Here is a 14,979-nt window from a genome sequence, read left to right as displayed (position 1 = left end):
TAAAAGTTCCCTCGACAAACGTGTCGAAAGATCCAGATCAACCGAACCGCTGTTCCAGCGCGTCATTCACAAGCGGTGTCACAAATTTACTGACATCGCCCCCAAGGCGGGCAATTTCCTTGACCAGCTTGGATGCAATCGCCTGGTGTTCCGCCTCGGCCATCAGGAAAACAGTCTCGATGCTGTTATCAAGCTGGCGGTTCATGCCGACCATCTGGAATTCGTATTCAAAATCGGCAACGGCCCGCAGTCCACGAATGATAAGCTGTGCTCCGACGTCGCGGGCACAATCGATCAACAGGTTTTCAAAGGGATGGGCGACAATCTCGGTCCCCGTTTGCGCGCTCAACTTCGCGCATTCGGCCTCGATCATGGCCACGCGTTCTTCCAATGAGAACAAAGGCCCTTTGTCGCGGTTGATGGCAACGCCAATCACCAATCTGTCGACCATGGGACTGGCCCGCCGAATGATATCAATGTGCCCCAGCGTGATGGGATCGAAGGTGCCAGGGTAAAGGCCGATGCGCATTGGCGGCTCCGTCAGTCGTCTTGGCCGCAATGCAGCATTTCAGACACGCGATTGCAAGCAAACACGACGCAAGCGTCTGGTTAGTGGCCCATAATCATGCCTTGAAGCGCTTCCTTCTCCATCGACAGCTCGGTCAGCCGCGCCTTGACCACGTCGCCCAGGGTAATCAGCCCCACGAGTTGCCCGTCCTCGACGACGGGCATGTGGCGAAATCGGCCTTCCGTCATCTGGGCCAAGATATCGTCCGCCTTGTCGTCGCGCTGGCATGTCACCAGTTTCGAGGTCATGAAGTTGTCCACCGGCTCGTTCAGGATGGCCCCACCCCGCTTGGCCAGAAACCGCACGATGTCGCGCTCCGACAGGATACCCTCGGCGGTTAGCCCATCTGTTGAGACGACGACTGTCCCGATCCTGCGCTCGGCAAGGATCTTCGCCGCTTCTGACACCTGCGTGCCGGGTTTCACCGTAACAACAGCGTCATCGGATTTGGACTTGAGAATCTGGTGCACAAGCATGGATCTGGACCTCGTCAATACTGCGACATAACTCAGCGTCTGCCGCCAAGGCCCTGTCTGTCAAGTGTACGAACGTCGCCCGGCGATCCACTGCCGGTTGAAATTTGTCCATGAGCGCGCACCCCAAGCATCAAAAAAGAAGTTGAATATATTCCCGCAAGAACTTGATTTTATTTATACATACCCTTCAAGTCTCGCAATCTCGGACCGGACGCCCTGCACCAAAAGCTCGGCAAACGCGTTCAACCGTCGGTCACGGGTATCAGACTGATGCCGGATCAGGAAAAAACTGCGCGACAGAGACATCTGGTCAAGAAGCACGCGGCGCAGACCAGATGCGAATGGCAAGGCAAAGTCGTGCACCACACCGACGCCCGCACCCTGCCGCAGTAGGTTCAACTGCACCGCGACCGAGTTGGACGCCAGTGCAACCCGTTCGACCCCGGCATCGGCCAGATAATCCAGTTCTCGATCAAAAATCATGTCAGGGATGTATCCAACAATCCGGTGTGACTGCAGGTCGGTCATCTTGGCCAGCGGCGCAGCACCCTCCAAATAGGTCTCACTGGCAGCCAGATGCAGCCGGTAATCTGTAATACGTTGCACCGTCAGCTGCCCCGCTGTCGGTGCACTTACGCCAATGGCCAGATCCGCCTCGCGACGGGACAGGTTGAACACCCGGGGCAAGGCAACGATCTGAATATCGAGCGCGGGGTGCGCTTTCCCCAAGGCGGCACAGACCTGCGGCAGCACGTAGTTCGCGCATCCATCCGGCGCACCGATGCGCACCTGACCGGTCAACCCGGTCTCAGCTTGGGTAGGCCCTGCCCCGGAAATCCCTTCCGTTGCGGCGCGCATGGCGGCCTCTGCGGTCTCTGCCCGCTCCAGCAACTGCGCCCCCGCATCCGTCAACGCATATCCCTGCGGAGATTTGCGAAACAGAACCACATCCAGATCCCGCTCCAGTCGCGCCACACGCCGACCCAAGGTCGCGGCATCCTTGCGGACATCCTTGGCGGCCGCCGAAAGCGTTTCAGCGCGCGCCACTGCCAGAAACAGGCGCAGATCATCCCAATGTGGCAGCATCAAAACCCCTTCCAATCTGCAAAAATGCAAAATGGTTTTGCCTACTTGCCTCTTTTGCCAGATATTTTGCAAGACTATCCTGCCGCCAACTTCGAAACTCAACACCCCCTCGGGAGGACGCAGAATGCAGGAACTGACCCACTACATCGATGGTGCCCACGTCAAAGGAACATCGGGCCGTTTTGCCGACGTCATGAACCCCGCCACGGGTGAGGTGCAGGCAAAGGTGCCGCTCGCTTCGGCAAGCGAATTGGCCCATGCCGTCGACATTGCTGCCAAAGCGCAACCGGCTTGGGCGGCCACCAACCCGCAACGCCGGGCGCGCGTGTTGATGAAGTTCGTGACTTTGCTCAATCGCGACATGGACAAGCTGGCCGAAGCGCTCAGTCGCGAGCATGGCAAGACGCTGCCGGATGCGGCGGGCGATGTGCAACGCGGCCTTGAGGTGGTCGAATACTGCATCGGCGCGCCCCACCTACTGAAAGGCGAATACACCGACAGCGCCGGCCCCGGCATCGACATGTATTCCATGCGTCAGGCGCTGGGTGTGACGGCGGGCATCACGCCATTCAACTTCCCCGCCATGATCCCGATGTGGATGTTCGCGCCTGCCATCGCCTGCGGCAACGCCTTTATCCTCAAACCGTCCGAACGCGACCCGTCGGTTCCCCTGATGCTGGCCGAATTGATGGAAGAGGCGGGCCTGCCCAAAGGTATCCTGCAAGTGGTCAATGGCGACAAGGAAGCCGTGGACGCGATCCTGCACCACGACGTGATCCAGTCCATTGGCTTTGTCGGATCAACCCCCATCGCCGAATACATCTATGCCACGGGCTGTGCGAACGGCAAACGCGTTCAGTGCTTTGGCGGGGCCAAGAACCATATGATCGTCATGCCCGATGCCGACATGGATCAGGCCGCCGACGCTCTGGTCGGCGCAGGTTACGGGGCAGCGGGCGAACGCTGCATGGCGATCTCGGTCGCAGTTCCCGTTGGCGACGAAACGGCAGACCGTCTGATTGAAAAACTGGTGCCGCGCATCGAAAAGCTCAAAGTTGGCCCCTACACCGCAGGCAATGACGTGGACTATGGCCCCGTTGTGACCGGCGCAGCCAAGGCCAACATCGAACGGCTTGTGCAAACCGGTATTGATCAGGGCGCCGAACTGGTTGTCGATGGGCGTGATTTCAAACTTCAAGGCTACGAAGAGGGATACTTTGTCGGTCCGCATCTTTTCGACCGTGCGACCAAAGACATGGATATCTACAAGCAGGAAATCTTTGGCCCTGTCCTGACAACCCTCCGCGCACAAACCTACGAAGAGGCCATCGGCCTCGCCATGGATCATGAATACGGAAACGGGACCGCAATCTTCACCCGGGACGGTGACACAGCCCGCGATTTTGCCAACCGAATCAACATCGGCATGGTAGGCATTAATGTCCCAATTCCCGTGCCATTGGCCTATCATACATTTGGGGGCTGGAAAAAATCCGTATTTGGTGACCTAAATCAACACGGTCCTGACGCATTTAAGTTCTATACGCGTACGAAGACAGTGACGGCCCGTTGGCCATCTGGAATAAAGGAAGGCGGAGAATTTTCGATCCCCGTAATGGAATAGCATGCCCATACGTTTTCGCATCATCCCGGACCGCGGCTTGGTCGTGGTCCGGTATTCAGGTTTCGTGACCATAGACGACACGCTCGGTGCCACCCAAACCTATTTGGCCCACCCGCACTATGCGCTTGGCCAAAAGCAGTTGGTCGATTTCAGCAGCATCACCGACTATGAACGGGATTATGTTCGTTTCATGCAGATGCAAGCGACCAAAGTAGATCGCTTTGCCAACTCCGGCGTGCAATCGCTTGTTGTCTATATCGCACCAACGCAGATCAGTCAGGAACTGAGCGCGCTGTTCATTAAATCCTGGGACAACGTGGATGCGGTTGTGCCGATGGTGCAGCACTCGGAATCCGAGGCACTGACGCTACTTGGTCAGCCTGAAAAAGCCCTTGATATGCTTCTGCCCCCGGTCGGAAAGCAGGCCTTGCAATAGTCCTGCAAACATCGGAATTTAACGTGCGTTCAATTCAAGCCATTGCGCTATGGGAGGCAGCATGGATTTCGCACTGACCGAGGAACAGACCGCAATTTTCGACATGGCCCATGCCTTTGGCCAGTCCGAGATCGCGCCCCATGCGCGCGATTGGGAAGCTGCTGGCACCATCCCCAAGGACCTGTGGCCCAAGGTCGGTGAACTGGGTTTTGCTTCGCTCTATGTCTCGGAAGATGCGGGCGGTGCGGGTCTGTCCCGGCTTGATGCAACGCTGGTGTTCGAAGCACTAAGCATGGCCTGCCCATCCGTTGCGGCCTTCCTGTCGATCCACAACATGTGCGCCAAGATGCTCGACAGCTTTGCGGGTGACGGTCTGAAGGCCCGCGTGATGCCGGACGTCCTGAGCATGAACACCGTGCTCAGCTATTGCCTGACCGAACCCGGCTCTGGCTCCGACGCGGCGGCCTTGCGCACCCGTGCGGATCGCACGAATGAGGGCTACACCCTGAACGGCACCAAAGCGTTCATCTCTGGTGGCGGATACTCGGATGCGTATGTCTGCATGGTGCGCACTGGAGAAGACGGGCCAAAGGGTGTGTCCACAGTCTATGTCGAAGACGAAACCGAAGGTTTGTCATTTGGTGGGTTGGAAGACAAAATGGGCTGGCGCAGCCAACCCACTGCGCAGGTCCAGTTCGACAATTGCAATATCCCCAGCCGCAATCTGGTCGGAGAAGAAGGCCAAGGCTTTAAATATGCGATGATGGGCCTCGATGGCGGTCGTCTGAACATTGCCGCCTGTTCATTGGGCGCAGCCCAGACGGCTTTGAATGTGACGCTGGCCTATATGGGCGAGCGCAAGGCGTTTGGTCAGCCCATCGACCAGTTCCAGGGCCTGCAATTCCGCCTCGCGGATATGGAGATCGAACTGCAAGCCGCCCGCACCTTCCTGCGCCAAGCCGCCTGGAAACTGGACAACGGCGCGCCTGATGCCACCAAGTTCTGCGCCATGGCCAAGAAATTCGTAACCGACGCAGGCTCCAAGGTCGTTGATCAATGCCTGCAATTGCACGGCGGCTACGGTTATCTGGCCGACTACGGAATCGAAAAACTGGTCCGCGATTTGCGCGTGCATCAGATCCTCGAAGGCACTAACGAAATCATGCGTGTGATCGTGGCGCGCGACATGTTGAAGAACCGATGACCGACATCAAACGCTTCGATTCGGACAAACGGATGAGCCAGGCGGTTATGCACGGTCAGACCGCTTATCTTGCCGGGCAGTGTGGTACCGCCTTTGCACCGATCCAGACCCAAACACGCGAAGCGCTGGCCAAGGTCGATCATCACCTTGCCGCCATGGGCACTGACAAAACCCGATTGCTGTCCGTGACCATCTGGCTCGCCTCTATATCCGACTATGACGCCATCAACGAGGTTTGGGACGCATGGGTGCCCGTTGGTACCGCCCCCGCCCGGTCGTGTGGAGAGGTACAGATTGGTGGCGAAGGCTACGACATCGAAATCATCTGCACGGCGGCCCTGCCATGACTGACATCTCCATCCGTATCACCGGGCGCGCGGGCCGGATCACCTTGCAGCGTCCCCAAGCGCTCAACGCGATGACCTATGAGATGTGCCTCGCCATCGAAGCGGCACTGGACACATGGCACAGCGATGACAGTGTCGAAGTGGTGGTGTTCGACGCGATCGGCGACCGCGCCTTCTGTTCGGGCGGTGACATTGCCGAACTCTACGAAACAGGGACTAAGGGCGACTATGCCTACGGCCAAACATTCTGGGCCGACGAATACCGCCTGAACCACAAGATCTTTCACTATCCCAAACCGGTGGTCAGCTTCCTGCAAGGGTTCACCATGGGCGGCGGCGTCGGCATTGGGTGTCACGGGTCGCACCGGGTTGTGGGCGACAGCAGCCAGATCGCGATGCCGGAATGCGGCATCGGCCTTGTTCCGGATGTGGGCGGGTCGCTGATGCTCGCCCTCGCCCCGGGTCGCTTGGGGGAGTACTTGGGCACCACGGCGGCGCGGATGAATGCAAGCGACGCGATCTTTGCTGGCTTCGCCGACCACTACGTGGCCGAAGCACACTGGCCCGCACTGATAGCCACGCTTGAGGCCACCGGCGATACATCCTGCATCGCTGTAGCCGCCACGGACCCCGCGCCCGGACCGCTGCAACAGGCAATGCCCGACATCGACAGCCACTTCCATGGCGCCTCCCTCAGCGACGTGCTGACCACGCTGCGGGACGAGGACAGTGACTTTGCTCGCGATACACTCAAGCGCATGGGCCGCAATAGCCCCCTCTCCATGGCCTGTACCATCGAGGCCCTGCACCGCCTGCGCGGTCCATCGCTGACCTTGGAAAAGGCGCTGGACCTTGAATACCGCTTCACCGCGCGCGCAATGGAGCATGGTGACTTCCTTGAAGGGATCAGGGCCGCGATCATAGACAAGGATCGCATGCCGAAATGGCAATATGCCGACGGCACGGTCCCGCCCACCGCGATCAGCAAGATGCTGATGCCGCTGGGGGACATGGCACTTAAATTAGGAGAAACGGGCATGAAGATCGGATTTGTTGGGCTGGGCAACATGGGTGCTCCGATGGCCGCGAACCTTGCCAAGGCCGGGCATACCGTGACCGGGTTCGACGTCGCCGGAACCACCGCCGAGGGCGTCACGAACGCATCAAGTGCTGCTGAGGCCGCCACCGGTCAGGACATCGTCATCACGATGCTGCCCAATGGCGACATCCTGCGCGCCGTCGCCGCCGAAGTGATCCCCGCGATGAAACCCGGCGCAACTCTGATCGACTGCTCGACCGTTGATGTGGAAAGCGCGCGTGCGGTCGCCGCACAGGCAGATGCTGCCGGGCTGGGCTGTGTCGATGCACCCGTATCGGGTGGCATTGGCGGCGCTGCTGGTGGAACGCTTACCTTCATGGCGGGCGGCAGCACCGCAGCCTTTGAAGCCGCCAAGCCCCTCTTCGACATCATGGGGCAAAAGGCCGTGCATTGCGGCGATGCAGGCGCTGGTCAGGCGGCCAAGATCTGCAACAACATGATCCTCGGCGCGACCATGATCGCCACCTGCGAAGCCTTTGCCCTGGCCGACAAACTCGGACTTGACCGACAAAAAATGTTCGATGTGGTCAGCACATCCTCGGGTTATTCTTGGACAATGAACGCCTACTGCCCTGCCCCGGGCGTTGGCCCGCAAAGCCCCGCGGACAATGGCTACACTCCGGGTTTCGCAGCAGAACTGATGCTGAAGGACCTCGGGCTGAGCCAACAGGCGGCAGAGGCCGTCGACGCGGACACCCCGATGGGGCAACGCGCGCTAGAACTCTACCGCCAGTTTGTCGAAAACGAGGATGGTCTGGGCAAGGATTTCAGCGCCATGCTGCCACGGTTCGAAACCCGCGGGCGCGGCTGACTTCTATTTCCCCACGGTGATCAGCATTAAGCCTGCGAAAATCACAAATACAAGGAACAGGGCCACGATGATCAGGGCTGGATACCCCCATGTGGCAATGGCCAGCCCCCATGCGACCACCAGGGCCAATATCCCTAGCATGACATAAAGCTCTGGGCCAACCACAGCAGAGAACATGGTGCGGGCGGCATCCGATATTGTCCGCAACCCCGTCCGCAGGAAACTCGATTTTTGCGTCGGGTTGGTGGTTGTCGTGGTCATGTTTGTTTGGCTCCATCCAAAGGTTTCCCATCAGATAAGGCACGTGGAACCACATTGAATGCGGCATTCTGACCAAAACAATCAGATTTACCTAACGTCGCTTTTCAAACGACGCAGGGCGCAGCTGAAAGCAATGCGCCCCGCGTTCACGCCCTGCCCAATTCGGGACTTAAACAGCAATCAGTCGTTCAGGACCCGGGCAGGCTCACTTCCCCGCCTGAGCTTTCCTTCACCTTCACATCCATCGGCGCACCTTCCACATTAATGTCGCCCCCGCTGGAGGCGCGTGCGAACAAGGTCTCGGAGACATGGATTTCGATGTCCGACCCGCTTGAGGCGCGTGCATGGACGTCCCGGCATTCCAGATCTTCACCATCAATGTCCGACCCACTAGAGGCCTCGACCACAAGGGACCCGCAGGAGCCGCGCACGTCCAGGTCCGAGCCCGAACTGGCCTTGAGGAACACCGTTTCGGTGTCCAACCCGTCAATATCGACATCGGCACCACTGCTGCTCATCGCTTCGAATGCATCGGTAAACGTGCCCGAGACTTCGACGTCAACCCCGCGACTGCCAATAATCGACGTCAACTCTGGCATATGCACCGTGACGGTATAGTAATCGGCCATCCCCATGAGGATCATCGACGATCCACCCTGGCGTTTGATCGACAACGTGTCGCCATCCTGTTCCACCACCAGGCGACGTTCGCGCGCAGTGCCAGAGACATCGGACACAACGCGGTAGTCCGAGCCTGAAAACACCCGGACCGTCACACCATCAGCGGCGATGATCTTGGTAAAACCTGAAAAGTCATGAACTGTTTCGCGAGCCGCCAGCGGGGTGGCCAAGGCAACCGCACAGACAGCCGACACGACGTAAAAAGGTCGTCTCATCTTCACTCTCCCGATGTGAATACGAAGATGAGATGGTGTTAATCAGATTAACATTCAAGACACCTGAGCCAATTTACTCTGCTGCCACCCTGCGCTGTGCCAGCATCGGCTTCAGGTACCGGCCGGTGTGGCTCTCGGCCACCTCCGCCACTTCCTCCGGCGTGCCGGTCGCGACAACCTGACCACCGCCATCGCCGCCCTCAGGTCCAATGTCGATGATATGATCGGCAGTTTTTACGACGTCGAGGTTATGTTCGATCACAACGACCGAATTGCCCTGATCCACCAATTCATGCAGCACTTCCAACAGCTTGCGCACATCTTCAAAGTGTAGACCGGTCGTGGGCTCATCGAGGATATAGAGGGTCCGGCCCGTCGACCGTTTCGAAAGCTCTTTCGACAACTTCACCCGCTGCGCCTCGCCGCCCGACAAGGTCGTCGCCTGCTGGCCGACCTTGATGTAGCCAAGGCCCACGCGCATCAGCGCATCCATTTTTTCACGGATCGACGGCACGGCCTGGAAAAACGTCTGGGCATCCTCGACCGTCATATCGAGAACGTCGGCAATTGACTTGCCCTTAAACTTGATCTCAAGCGTTTCACGGTTATACCGCGCGCCTTTACACGTCTCGCACTCGACATAAACATCCGGCAGGAAGTGCATCTCGATCTTGATAACACCGTCGCCCTGGCACGCCTCGCACCGCCCGCCCTTCACGTTGAAGGAAAAACGCCCCGGCTTGTAGCCGCGGGCTTTGGCCTCGGGCAGCCCTGCAAACCAGTCACGAATGGGCGTGAAGGCCCCGGTATAGGTCGCCGGGTTCGAACGTGGGGTGCGCCCGATGGGCCGCTGGTCGATGTCGATCACCTTGTCGAGATGCTCCAGCCCCTTGATCGTCTCACAGGGCGCAGGTGTCTGGCGCGCACCGTTCAGCGCCATCGATGCCGTCTTGAACAGCGTTTCAATGGTCAGCGTGGACTTGCCGCCACCCGATACACCCGTCACACAGACAAATTTGCCCAGTGGGAAGTCGACAGTCACGTTCTGCAGATTGTTGCCCGTTGCCTTGACGACTGTGACCTTCTTCTTGCCCTTTTTACCCTTGCGACGCTCTGTCGGCACCGCAATCTCGCGCTTGCCAGACAGGTAGTCGCCCGTAATGGACCCGCTGGCGGCCAGCACATCCGGCCTGCCATGCGCGACGACCTGCCCGCCATGCACACCCGCACCTGGACCAATGTCGAACACGTAATCAGCCTCGCGAATGGCCTCTTCATCATGTTCCACCACGATGACAGTGTTGCCCTGATCGCGCAGGTTCTTGAGCGTGCCCAAAAGCCGGTCATTGTCGCGCTGGTGCAGGCCAATCGACGGTTCGTCAAGCACATACAGAACGCCGGTCAAACCGGACCCGATTTGGGAGGCCAACCGAATACGCTGGCTCTCTCCCCCGCTCAGCGTGCCACTTGAACGTGACATTGTAAGGTACTCAAGACCAACGTTATTCAGGAACCCAAGCCGCTCGCGGATTTCCTTCAGAATGGCCCGCGCAATCTCGTTATTCTGGTCTGTCAGATGCTCCGGCACGGTCTGACACCAGTCAAAGGCCTCGCGGATCGACATCTCGACCACCTGCCCCACATGCAGCAGCCGGTCCGGGTCATCACGTGGCCCGATCTTCACCGCCAACGCTTCGGGCCGCAGGCGGAACCCGCCACAATCGCCACAAGGACGGTTGTTCTGGTAGCGCTCGAATTCCTCGCGGATCCAGTTCGAATCCGTCTCGCGATAGCGGCGCTCCATGTTGGGGATCACCCCCTCGAACACGCGCGTCACCTGATAAACGCGCCCGCCCTCGTCATAACGGAACGGGATCTCCTCATCGCCCGAACCGTACAGAAACACCTGCTTCACATGGGCTGGCAGGTCCTTCCACTTGGTCTGTGGGTCAAACTCGTAGTGGGCCGCAATCGCCTCAATGGTCTGCAAGAAGTACGGCGATTTCCCCTTGCGCCAGGGCGCGAGCGCCCCGTCATAGACCTTCAATGTCTGGTCCGGCACCACCAACCGCTCATCAAAAAACAGCTCGTGCCCCAACCCGTCACAGGACGGGCACGCCCCAAAAGGGGCATTGAAGGAAAACAGGCGCGGCTCGATCTCGGGGATCGTGAAGCCACTGACAGGGCAGGCAAATTTCTCGGAAAAGGTCGTGCGCTCCGGTTCACCCTCACTCGGCGCAGTCTCAAGGATCGCAATCCCGTCGGCCAAATCCAGCGCCGTCCGCAGCGAATCTGCTAACCGCGTCTCGAGCCCCTCCCGCACCACGATCCGGTCCACCACAACGTCGATGTCATGGCGAAACTTCTTGTCCAATGTCGGCGGCTCGTCCAACTCATAGAATTCGCCATCGACCTTCACACGCTGGAAACCCTGCTTGCGCAGCTCCAGAAACTCTTTGCGGTACTCGCCTTTGCGGTCGCGGATGATGGGGGCCAGAAGATAGGCGCGCGTCCCCTCCTCCATCGTCATGATGCGGTCCACCATGTCCTGCACCTGCTGCGCCTCGATCGGCTTGCCAGTGGCAGGCGAATAGGGTGTACCCACGCGGGCAAAGAGCAGACGCATGTAGTCGTAAATCTCAGTCACCGTGCCAACGGTCGATCGAGGGTTCTTCGACGTCGTCTTCTGCTCGATGGAAATCGCGGGGCTCAGGCCCGAGATGTGATCGACATCCGGCTTCTGCATCATGTCCAGGAACTGACGCGCGTAAGCCGACAGTGATTCCACGTAGCGGCGCTGCCCCTCGGCATAGATCGTGTCGAAGGCCAGCGATGACTTGCCCGACCCGGAAAGCCCAGTGATCACAACCAGTTGGTCGCGCGGGATATCCACGTCGATGGACTTGAGGTTGTGCTCGCGCGCGCCACGCACCTCGATATTCTTCTGCTCGGCCATATCAGCCCCCCGGATTAACGGTTTGTACATAGGTCAGATGGCCGAAACAGCCAATGAAAAAGTGAGAACATGTCGTGAACATGTCGCTTACTGCCGAATGGTGTCAGTACGCCGCCGCGTCGCCATCCACGCATGGACCGCAATTCCGCAACCAAAGACGGCGACGCAAGTCCAGACCAACCCCGGAAAGCCAGCTATACCCAGCACGGCCAACAACACGGGCGTGCCTAGCGTGTTGCCCAGATTGCCGGTCTGCGCCAAGCCACCATAGGCTTGGGATTGGTGGGCGGCAGTCCGGTTCAACTGCGGCACAGCCGCAAAGCTTGCCCCCTGCACCAGCCCCAAGGCCCCCGCCAGCGCCAGACAGGCCACGGGCAATCCGGGTGCTGCCCAAAGCCACAACAGCGACAGGATGCACAGCACAAAGCCAATCTGCACCAGCATGATCGCAGACATGAACCGCATCGCAAAAACGCCCAGCGTCAGGGACACGGCAATCGACGTCAAAGGCATCGCCCCCATGACCCAAGCCCGCCATTCCTGTGCGATGTAGGGCGGCAAAACTGTCAGGATCGCCAGAAAGCAAAACGTATAGAACAACCAACCGGCCCCCGGTGCCGCAATGCTGGGGGAACGGTAGATGGTCACGTGATCGCGCAAGATGCCCCGCAGGGACAAAGTACCCTCTGGCGGCACCTCAAGTGGGCGCAGGAACACACCAAGGATAACCGCGAACACGGCCAGCCAAATGGAATGAGCGACGAACAACGCAGGCACTCCCATCGCATCCACAAGCGGCAGGCCAAGGGCGACCAAAAGGGTGAAGGCGACGGAAAAGAACGTACTCCACAGTGTCAGGGTAAAGCCGCGATGCCGCTCGGCACTCAGCTGCGCGATAAGCGTAGGCGCGGCAACAACCATCGCCAGATGCGACACGCCCTCAAGCGCACGGCTCACCAGCATCAAGGGCAAGCTCGGCAAAGTCGCCTGATAAAGTGACAGCGCCGCACCCGCCCAAAGCGCCCACAGCATCGCCCGCCGATACCGGATACGGGCGACGACAAGGCCCGCAACAACACCCAGTAGGATACCAAGCAACCCGACAAGGGACACGGTGAACCCCAGCGCCGCACCCGCGTCGGGATAAACAGCAGGCAGCTTGTCAAAGATCACAGATATCTTGGCATATTGTCCCGCTGCACCCAGCCCCGCCCCCCACAGGGCAAAGACAAGGGGGAATGAAGTGCGGTCGCTCATCTGTCCGGGCTACGCCTGAACGTCAGGGGCTGCAAGGCCACTTTCTGTGCACCGTGCGCGACCTGCATGTGTGGGCTGGTCCCGGCCTCAGCCTGCGCCTTCAGCGACCAGAACCAGCGTTGGTATTCCACCAGACCCAAAGACGCGGACATGGACGTATTTGCTGCCATATTGCGCCAGCGACGACGGCAAATATTCAGACCCCGCTGCCAATTGACAGGTCGTCGCAATGCGCGCACGCGCCACCCGATCCGCAAAGATCGGATCCCAATCATCCCCATCATGACGAATGCCAAAACGGTGGTAGTTGGCACGGTCCTGCTGAACGACCGCGCAGAAATTACCAAGTGGTACGCCACGCGAATTGCTCAGGTCAGCATCCACCAGCATCGTGTAATATTCAGCGATAATCTGCTGTGCATTGGAAGGAACCGCAGAGACAAACACGGAAGCGGCCGCGATCAAAAGACTTGCGCAAAAAAGCTTCATATCAATCTTCCCAAAATAGAATGGCCGCAGAATAGCGGCCATTTGTGATTCCGGAAAGTCGCAGTGCCTTACATGTGGATCACACGATCATAGGCGTCGAGCACGCTCTCGTGCATCATCTCTGACAGCGTCGGGTGCGGGAAAACGGCGTGCATCAGGTCTTCTTCCGTTGTCTCCAGCGCCTGTCCCACGACATACCCCTGGATCAGCTCGGTCACCTCGGCACCGATCATGTGCGCGCCAAGCAACTCGCCCGTCTTGGCATCGAACACGGTCTTGATCATGCCCTCCGGCTCGCCCAGGGCAATCGCCTTGCCGTTGCCGATGAACGGAAACTTCCCGACCTTCAGTGTATAGCCAGCCTCTTTGGCCGCCGCCTCGGTCAGACCAACAGACGCCACCTGTGGGTGGCAGTAGGTACATCCGGCAATGGAGTTGGGTTTGATCGGATAAACATCGTTCTTGCCGGCGATCAGTTCGGCCACCATGACGCCCTCATGTGACGCCTTGTGTGCCAACCACGGCGCGCCAGCAATGTCGCCGATGGCATAAATCCCCTCGACACCGGTCCGGCAGTATTCGTCCGTCACAACGTGGGTGCGATCCACCTTCACGCCCAGTTTTTCAAGGTTCAGCCCCTCGACATTCCCAACGATACCAACGGCGGAAATAACTGTGTCGAAATCATGCTTCTCAACCTTGCCACCGACCTCGATATGGGCCGTCACCTTGCCCTTTGCTCGATCAAGTTGCTTGACCATCGCCTTTTGCATGATCTTCATGCCCTGCTTTTCAAACGCCTTCTTGGCAAAGGCCGAAATCTCGGCATCCTCAACAGGCAGCACACGATCCATGACTTCCACCACGGTCGTTTCGGCCCCCAACGTATTGTAGAAGCTGGCAAACTCGATCCCGATAGCACCGGAGCCGATCACCAGCAGCTTTTTTGGCATCCGCTTCGGCGTCAGCGCCGCCCGGTAGGTCCAGACAAGATCGCCATCCGCCTCAAGCCCCGGCAACTCACGCGCCCGCGCGCCAGTGGCAAGGATGATGCTCTTCGCTGTCAGCTCTTCGGTGCCCTTGTCGGTCTTGACGCTGACCTTGCCCTTGGATGGGATCGTCCCCTCGCCCATGATAACGGTCACCTTGTTCTTCTTCAGCAGATGCTGAACACCGCCGGACAGCTGACCAGCCACCTTGCGTGAGCGTTCAACAACAGCGGGCAGATCGTAGTCCACACCGGTCGCCTTCAGGCCAAACTCCTTGGCGCGGTGCATCAGGTGGAACACTTCCGAACTGCGCAACATCGCCTTGGTCGGGATGCAGCCCCAGTTCAAGCAGATGCCGCCAAGACTCTCGCGCTCCACCACGCAGGTACTCAGCCCCAGTTGCGCCGCACGAATGGCTGCCACATACCCGCCTGGGCCAGACCCGATCACCACCACATCAAAGGATTTCGCCGCCATTTC

General features: G+C 59.0%; 14 protein-coding genes and 1 pseudogene. 6 read left to right on the top strand and 9 right to left on the bottom strand.

Features of this window, described 5'->3' with window-relative positions:
- Positions 1-37: 37 nt before the first annotated feature.
- The 3 genes from coaD to AC53L6_RS17180 form a co-directional block, all read right to left on the bottom strand.
- A complete protein-coding gene (coaD, locus tag AC53L6_RS17190; RefSeq protein ID WP_299206508.1) occupies positions 38-529 on the bottom strand; it encodes a pantetheine-phosphate adenylyltransferase in 492 nt (163 codons plus the stop codon).
- 80 nt (positions 530-609) lie between these two features.
- A complete protein-coding gene (locus AC53L6_RS17185; RefSeq protein ID WP_299206510.1) occupies positions 610-1,044 on the bottom strand; it encodes a CBS domain-containing protein in 435 nt (144 codons plus the stop codon).
- A 174-nt stretch (positions 1,045-1,218) separates the two neighbouring features.
- Positions 1,219-2,130, bottom strand: coding sequence for a LysR family transcriptional regulator (locus tag AC53L6_RS17180; protein WP_496908731.1), 912 nt, complete (start codon positions 2,128-2,130; stop codon positions 1,219-1,221).
- 124 nt (positions 2,131-2,254) lie between these two features.
- Here AC53L6_RS17180 and AC53L6_RS17175 point away from each other — a divergent pair, with 124 nt between their 5' ends.
- The 6 genes and pseudogenes from AC53L6_RS17175 to mmsB all read left to right on the top strand — a co-directional run bounded on the left by AC53L6_RS17175 (position 2,255) and on the right by mmsB (position 7,651).
- On the top strand, positions 2,255-3,754 hold the full coding sequence (locus tag AC53L6_RS17175) for a CoA-acylating methylmalonate-semialdehyde dehydrogenase (RefSeq protein ID WP_496908730.1): 1,500 nt from the start codon (positions 2,255-2,257) through the stop codon (positions 3,752-3,754).
- 1 nt (position 3,755) lies between these two features.
- Positions 3,756-4,190, top strand: coding sequence for a hypothetical protein (locus AC53L6_RS17170; protein ID WP_496908729.1), 435 nt, complete (start codon positions 3,756-3,758; stop codon positions 4,188-4,190).
- Between the two features lie 61 nt (positions 4,191-4,251).
- Positions 4,252-5,394 carry an acyl-CoA dehydrogenase family protein gene (locus AC53L6_RS17165; RefSeq protein WP_496908728.1) on the top strand — a complete coding sequence of 381 codons (1,143 nt, stop codon included), beginning with the start codon at positions 4,252-4,254 and terminating at the stop codon, positions 5,392-5,394.
- Positions 5,391-5,741 (top strand): RidA family protein, encoded by a 351-nt coding sequence (locus AC53L6_RS17160; RefSeq protein ID WP_496908727.1) that lies wholly within the window; start codon positions 5,391-5,393, stop codon positions 5,739-5,741. Before AC53L6_RS17165 ends, AC53L6_RS17160 begins: the two co-directional genes overlap by 4 nt.
- A pseudogene (locus AC53L6_RS17155) lies at positions 5,639-6,685 on the top strand (enoyl-CoA hydratase/isomerase family protein); the annotation flags it as partial. The gene AC53L6_RS17160 and the pseudogene AC53L6_RS17155, both read left to right, overlap by 103 nt.
- Before the next feature lie 93 nt (positions 6,686-6,778).
- Complete coding sequence (mmsB, locus tag AC53L6_RS17150) at positions 6,779-7,651, top strand: 3-hydroxyisobutyrate dehydrogenase (protein ID WP_496908816.1); 873 nt, start codon at positions 6,779-6,781, stop codon at positions 7,649-7,651.
- 3 nt (positions 7,652-7,654) lie between these two features.
- Here mmsB and AC53L6_RS17145 read toward each other — a convergent pair whose 3' ends face one another.
- The 6 genes from AC53L6_RS17145 to lpdA all read right to left on the bottom strand — a co-directional run bounded on the left by AC53L6_RS17145 (position 7,655) and on the right by lpdA (position 14,976).
- A complete protein-coding gene (locus AC53L6_RS17145) occupies positions 7,655-7,912 on the bottom strand; it encodes a hypothetical protein (RefSeq protein ID WP_496908726.1) in 258 nt (85 codons plus the stop codon).
- A 188-nt stretch (positions 7,913-8,100) separates the two neighbouring features.
- Positions 8,101-8,808: a head GIN domain-containing protein gene (locus AC53L6_RS17140; protein ID WP_496908725.1), complete on the bottom strand. Its 708-nt coding sequence runs from the start codon at positions 8,806-8,808 to the stop codon at positions 8,101-8,103.
- Positions 8,809-8,881: 73 nt separating this feature from the next.
- Positions 8,882-11,764, bottom strand: a complete 2,883-nt coding sequence (gene uvrA / locus AC53L6_RS17135) for an excinuclease ABC subunit UvrA (protein WP_496908724.1) — start codon at positions 11,762-11,764, stop codon at positions 8,882-8,884.
- An 87-nt stretch (positions 11,765-11,851) separates the two neighbouring features.
- Complete coding sequence (locus tag AC53L6_RS17130) at positions 11,852-13,021, bottom strand: MFS transporter (RefSeq protein WP_299206531.1); 1,170 nt, start codon at positions 13,019-13,021, stop codon at positions 11,852-11,854.
- Positions 13,022-13,108: 87 nt separating this feature from the next.
- A complete protein-coding gene (locus AC53L6_RS17125) occupies positions 13,109-13,510 on the bottom strand; it encodes a hypothetical protein (protein ID WP_299748438.1) in 402 nt (133 codons plus the stop codon).
- Between the two features lie 68 nt (positions 13,511-13,578).
- On the bottom strand, positions 13,579-14,976 hold the full coding sequence (lpdA, locus tag AC53L6_RS17120) for a dihydrolipoyl dehydrogenase (RefSeq protein ID WP_496908723.1): 1,398 nt from the start codon (positions 14,974-14,976) through the stop codon (positions 13,579-13,581).
- Between the last annotated feature and the right edge of the window lie 3 nt (positions 14,977-14,979).

Source organism: Tateyamaria sp. LSS28 (assembly GCF_059611725.1).
Note: the sequence above shows the minus strand (reverse complement) of the source record. Positions and strands in the feature narration are given on the sequence as shown.

Coding starts and splice junctions, on each gene's coding strand:
- AC53L6_RS17185 (WP_299206510.1), bottom strand. CDS start 1,044: ATGCTTGTGCACCAGATTCTCAAGTCCAAATCCGATGACGCTGTTGTT.
- coaD (WP_299206508.1), bottom strand. CDS start 529: ATGCGCATCGGCCTTTACCCTGGCACCTTCGATCCCATCACGCTGGGG.
- AC53L6_RS17175 (WP_496908730.1), top strand. CDS start 2,255: ATGCAGGAACTGACCCACTACATCGATGGTGCCCACGTCAAAGGAACA.
- AC53L6_RS17130 (WP_299206531.1), bottom strand. CDS start 13,021: ATGAGCGACCGCACTTCATTCCCCCTTGTCTTTGCCCTGTGGGGGGCG.
- lpdA (WP_496908723.1), bottom strand. CDS start 14,976: ATGGCGGCGAAATCCTTTGATGTGGTGGTGATCGGGTCTGGCCCAGGC.
- mmsB (WP_496908816.1), top strand. CDS start 6,779: ATGAAGATCGGATTTGTTGGGCTGGGCAACATGGGTGCTCCGATGGCC.
- AC53L6_RS17170 (WP_496908729.1), top strand. CDS start 3,756: ATGCCCATACGTTTTCGCATCATCCCGGACCGCGGCTTGGTCGTGGTC.
- AC53L6_RS17145 (WP_496908726.1), bottom strand. CDS start 7,912: ATGACCACGACAACCACCAACCCGACGCAAAAATCGAGTTTCCTGCGG.
- AC53L6_RS17165 (WP_496908728.1), top strand. CDS start 4,252: ATGGATTTCGCACTGACCGAGGAACAGACCGCAATTTTCGACATGGCC.
- AC53L6_RS17180 (WP_496908731.1), bottom strand. CDS start 2,130: ATGCTGCCACATTGGGATGATCTGCGCCTGTTTCTGGCAGTGGCGCGC.
- AC53L6_RS17125 (WP_299748438.1), bottom strand. CDS start 13,510: ATGAAGCTTTTTTGCGCAAGTCTTTTGATCGCGGCCGCTTCCGTGTTT.
- uvrA (WP_496908724.1), bottom strand. CDS start 11,764: ATGGCCGAGCAGAAGAATATCGAGGTGCGTGGCGCGCGCGAGCACAAC.
- AC53L6_RS17140 (WP_496908725.1), bottom strand. CDS start 8,808: ATGAGACGACCTTTTTACGTCGTGTCGGCTGTCTGTGCGGTTGCCTTG.
- AC53L6_RS17160 (WP_496908727.1), top strand. CDS start 5,391: ATGACCGACATCAAACGCTTCGATTCGGACAAACGGATGAGCCAGGCG.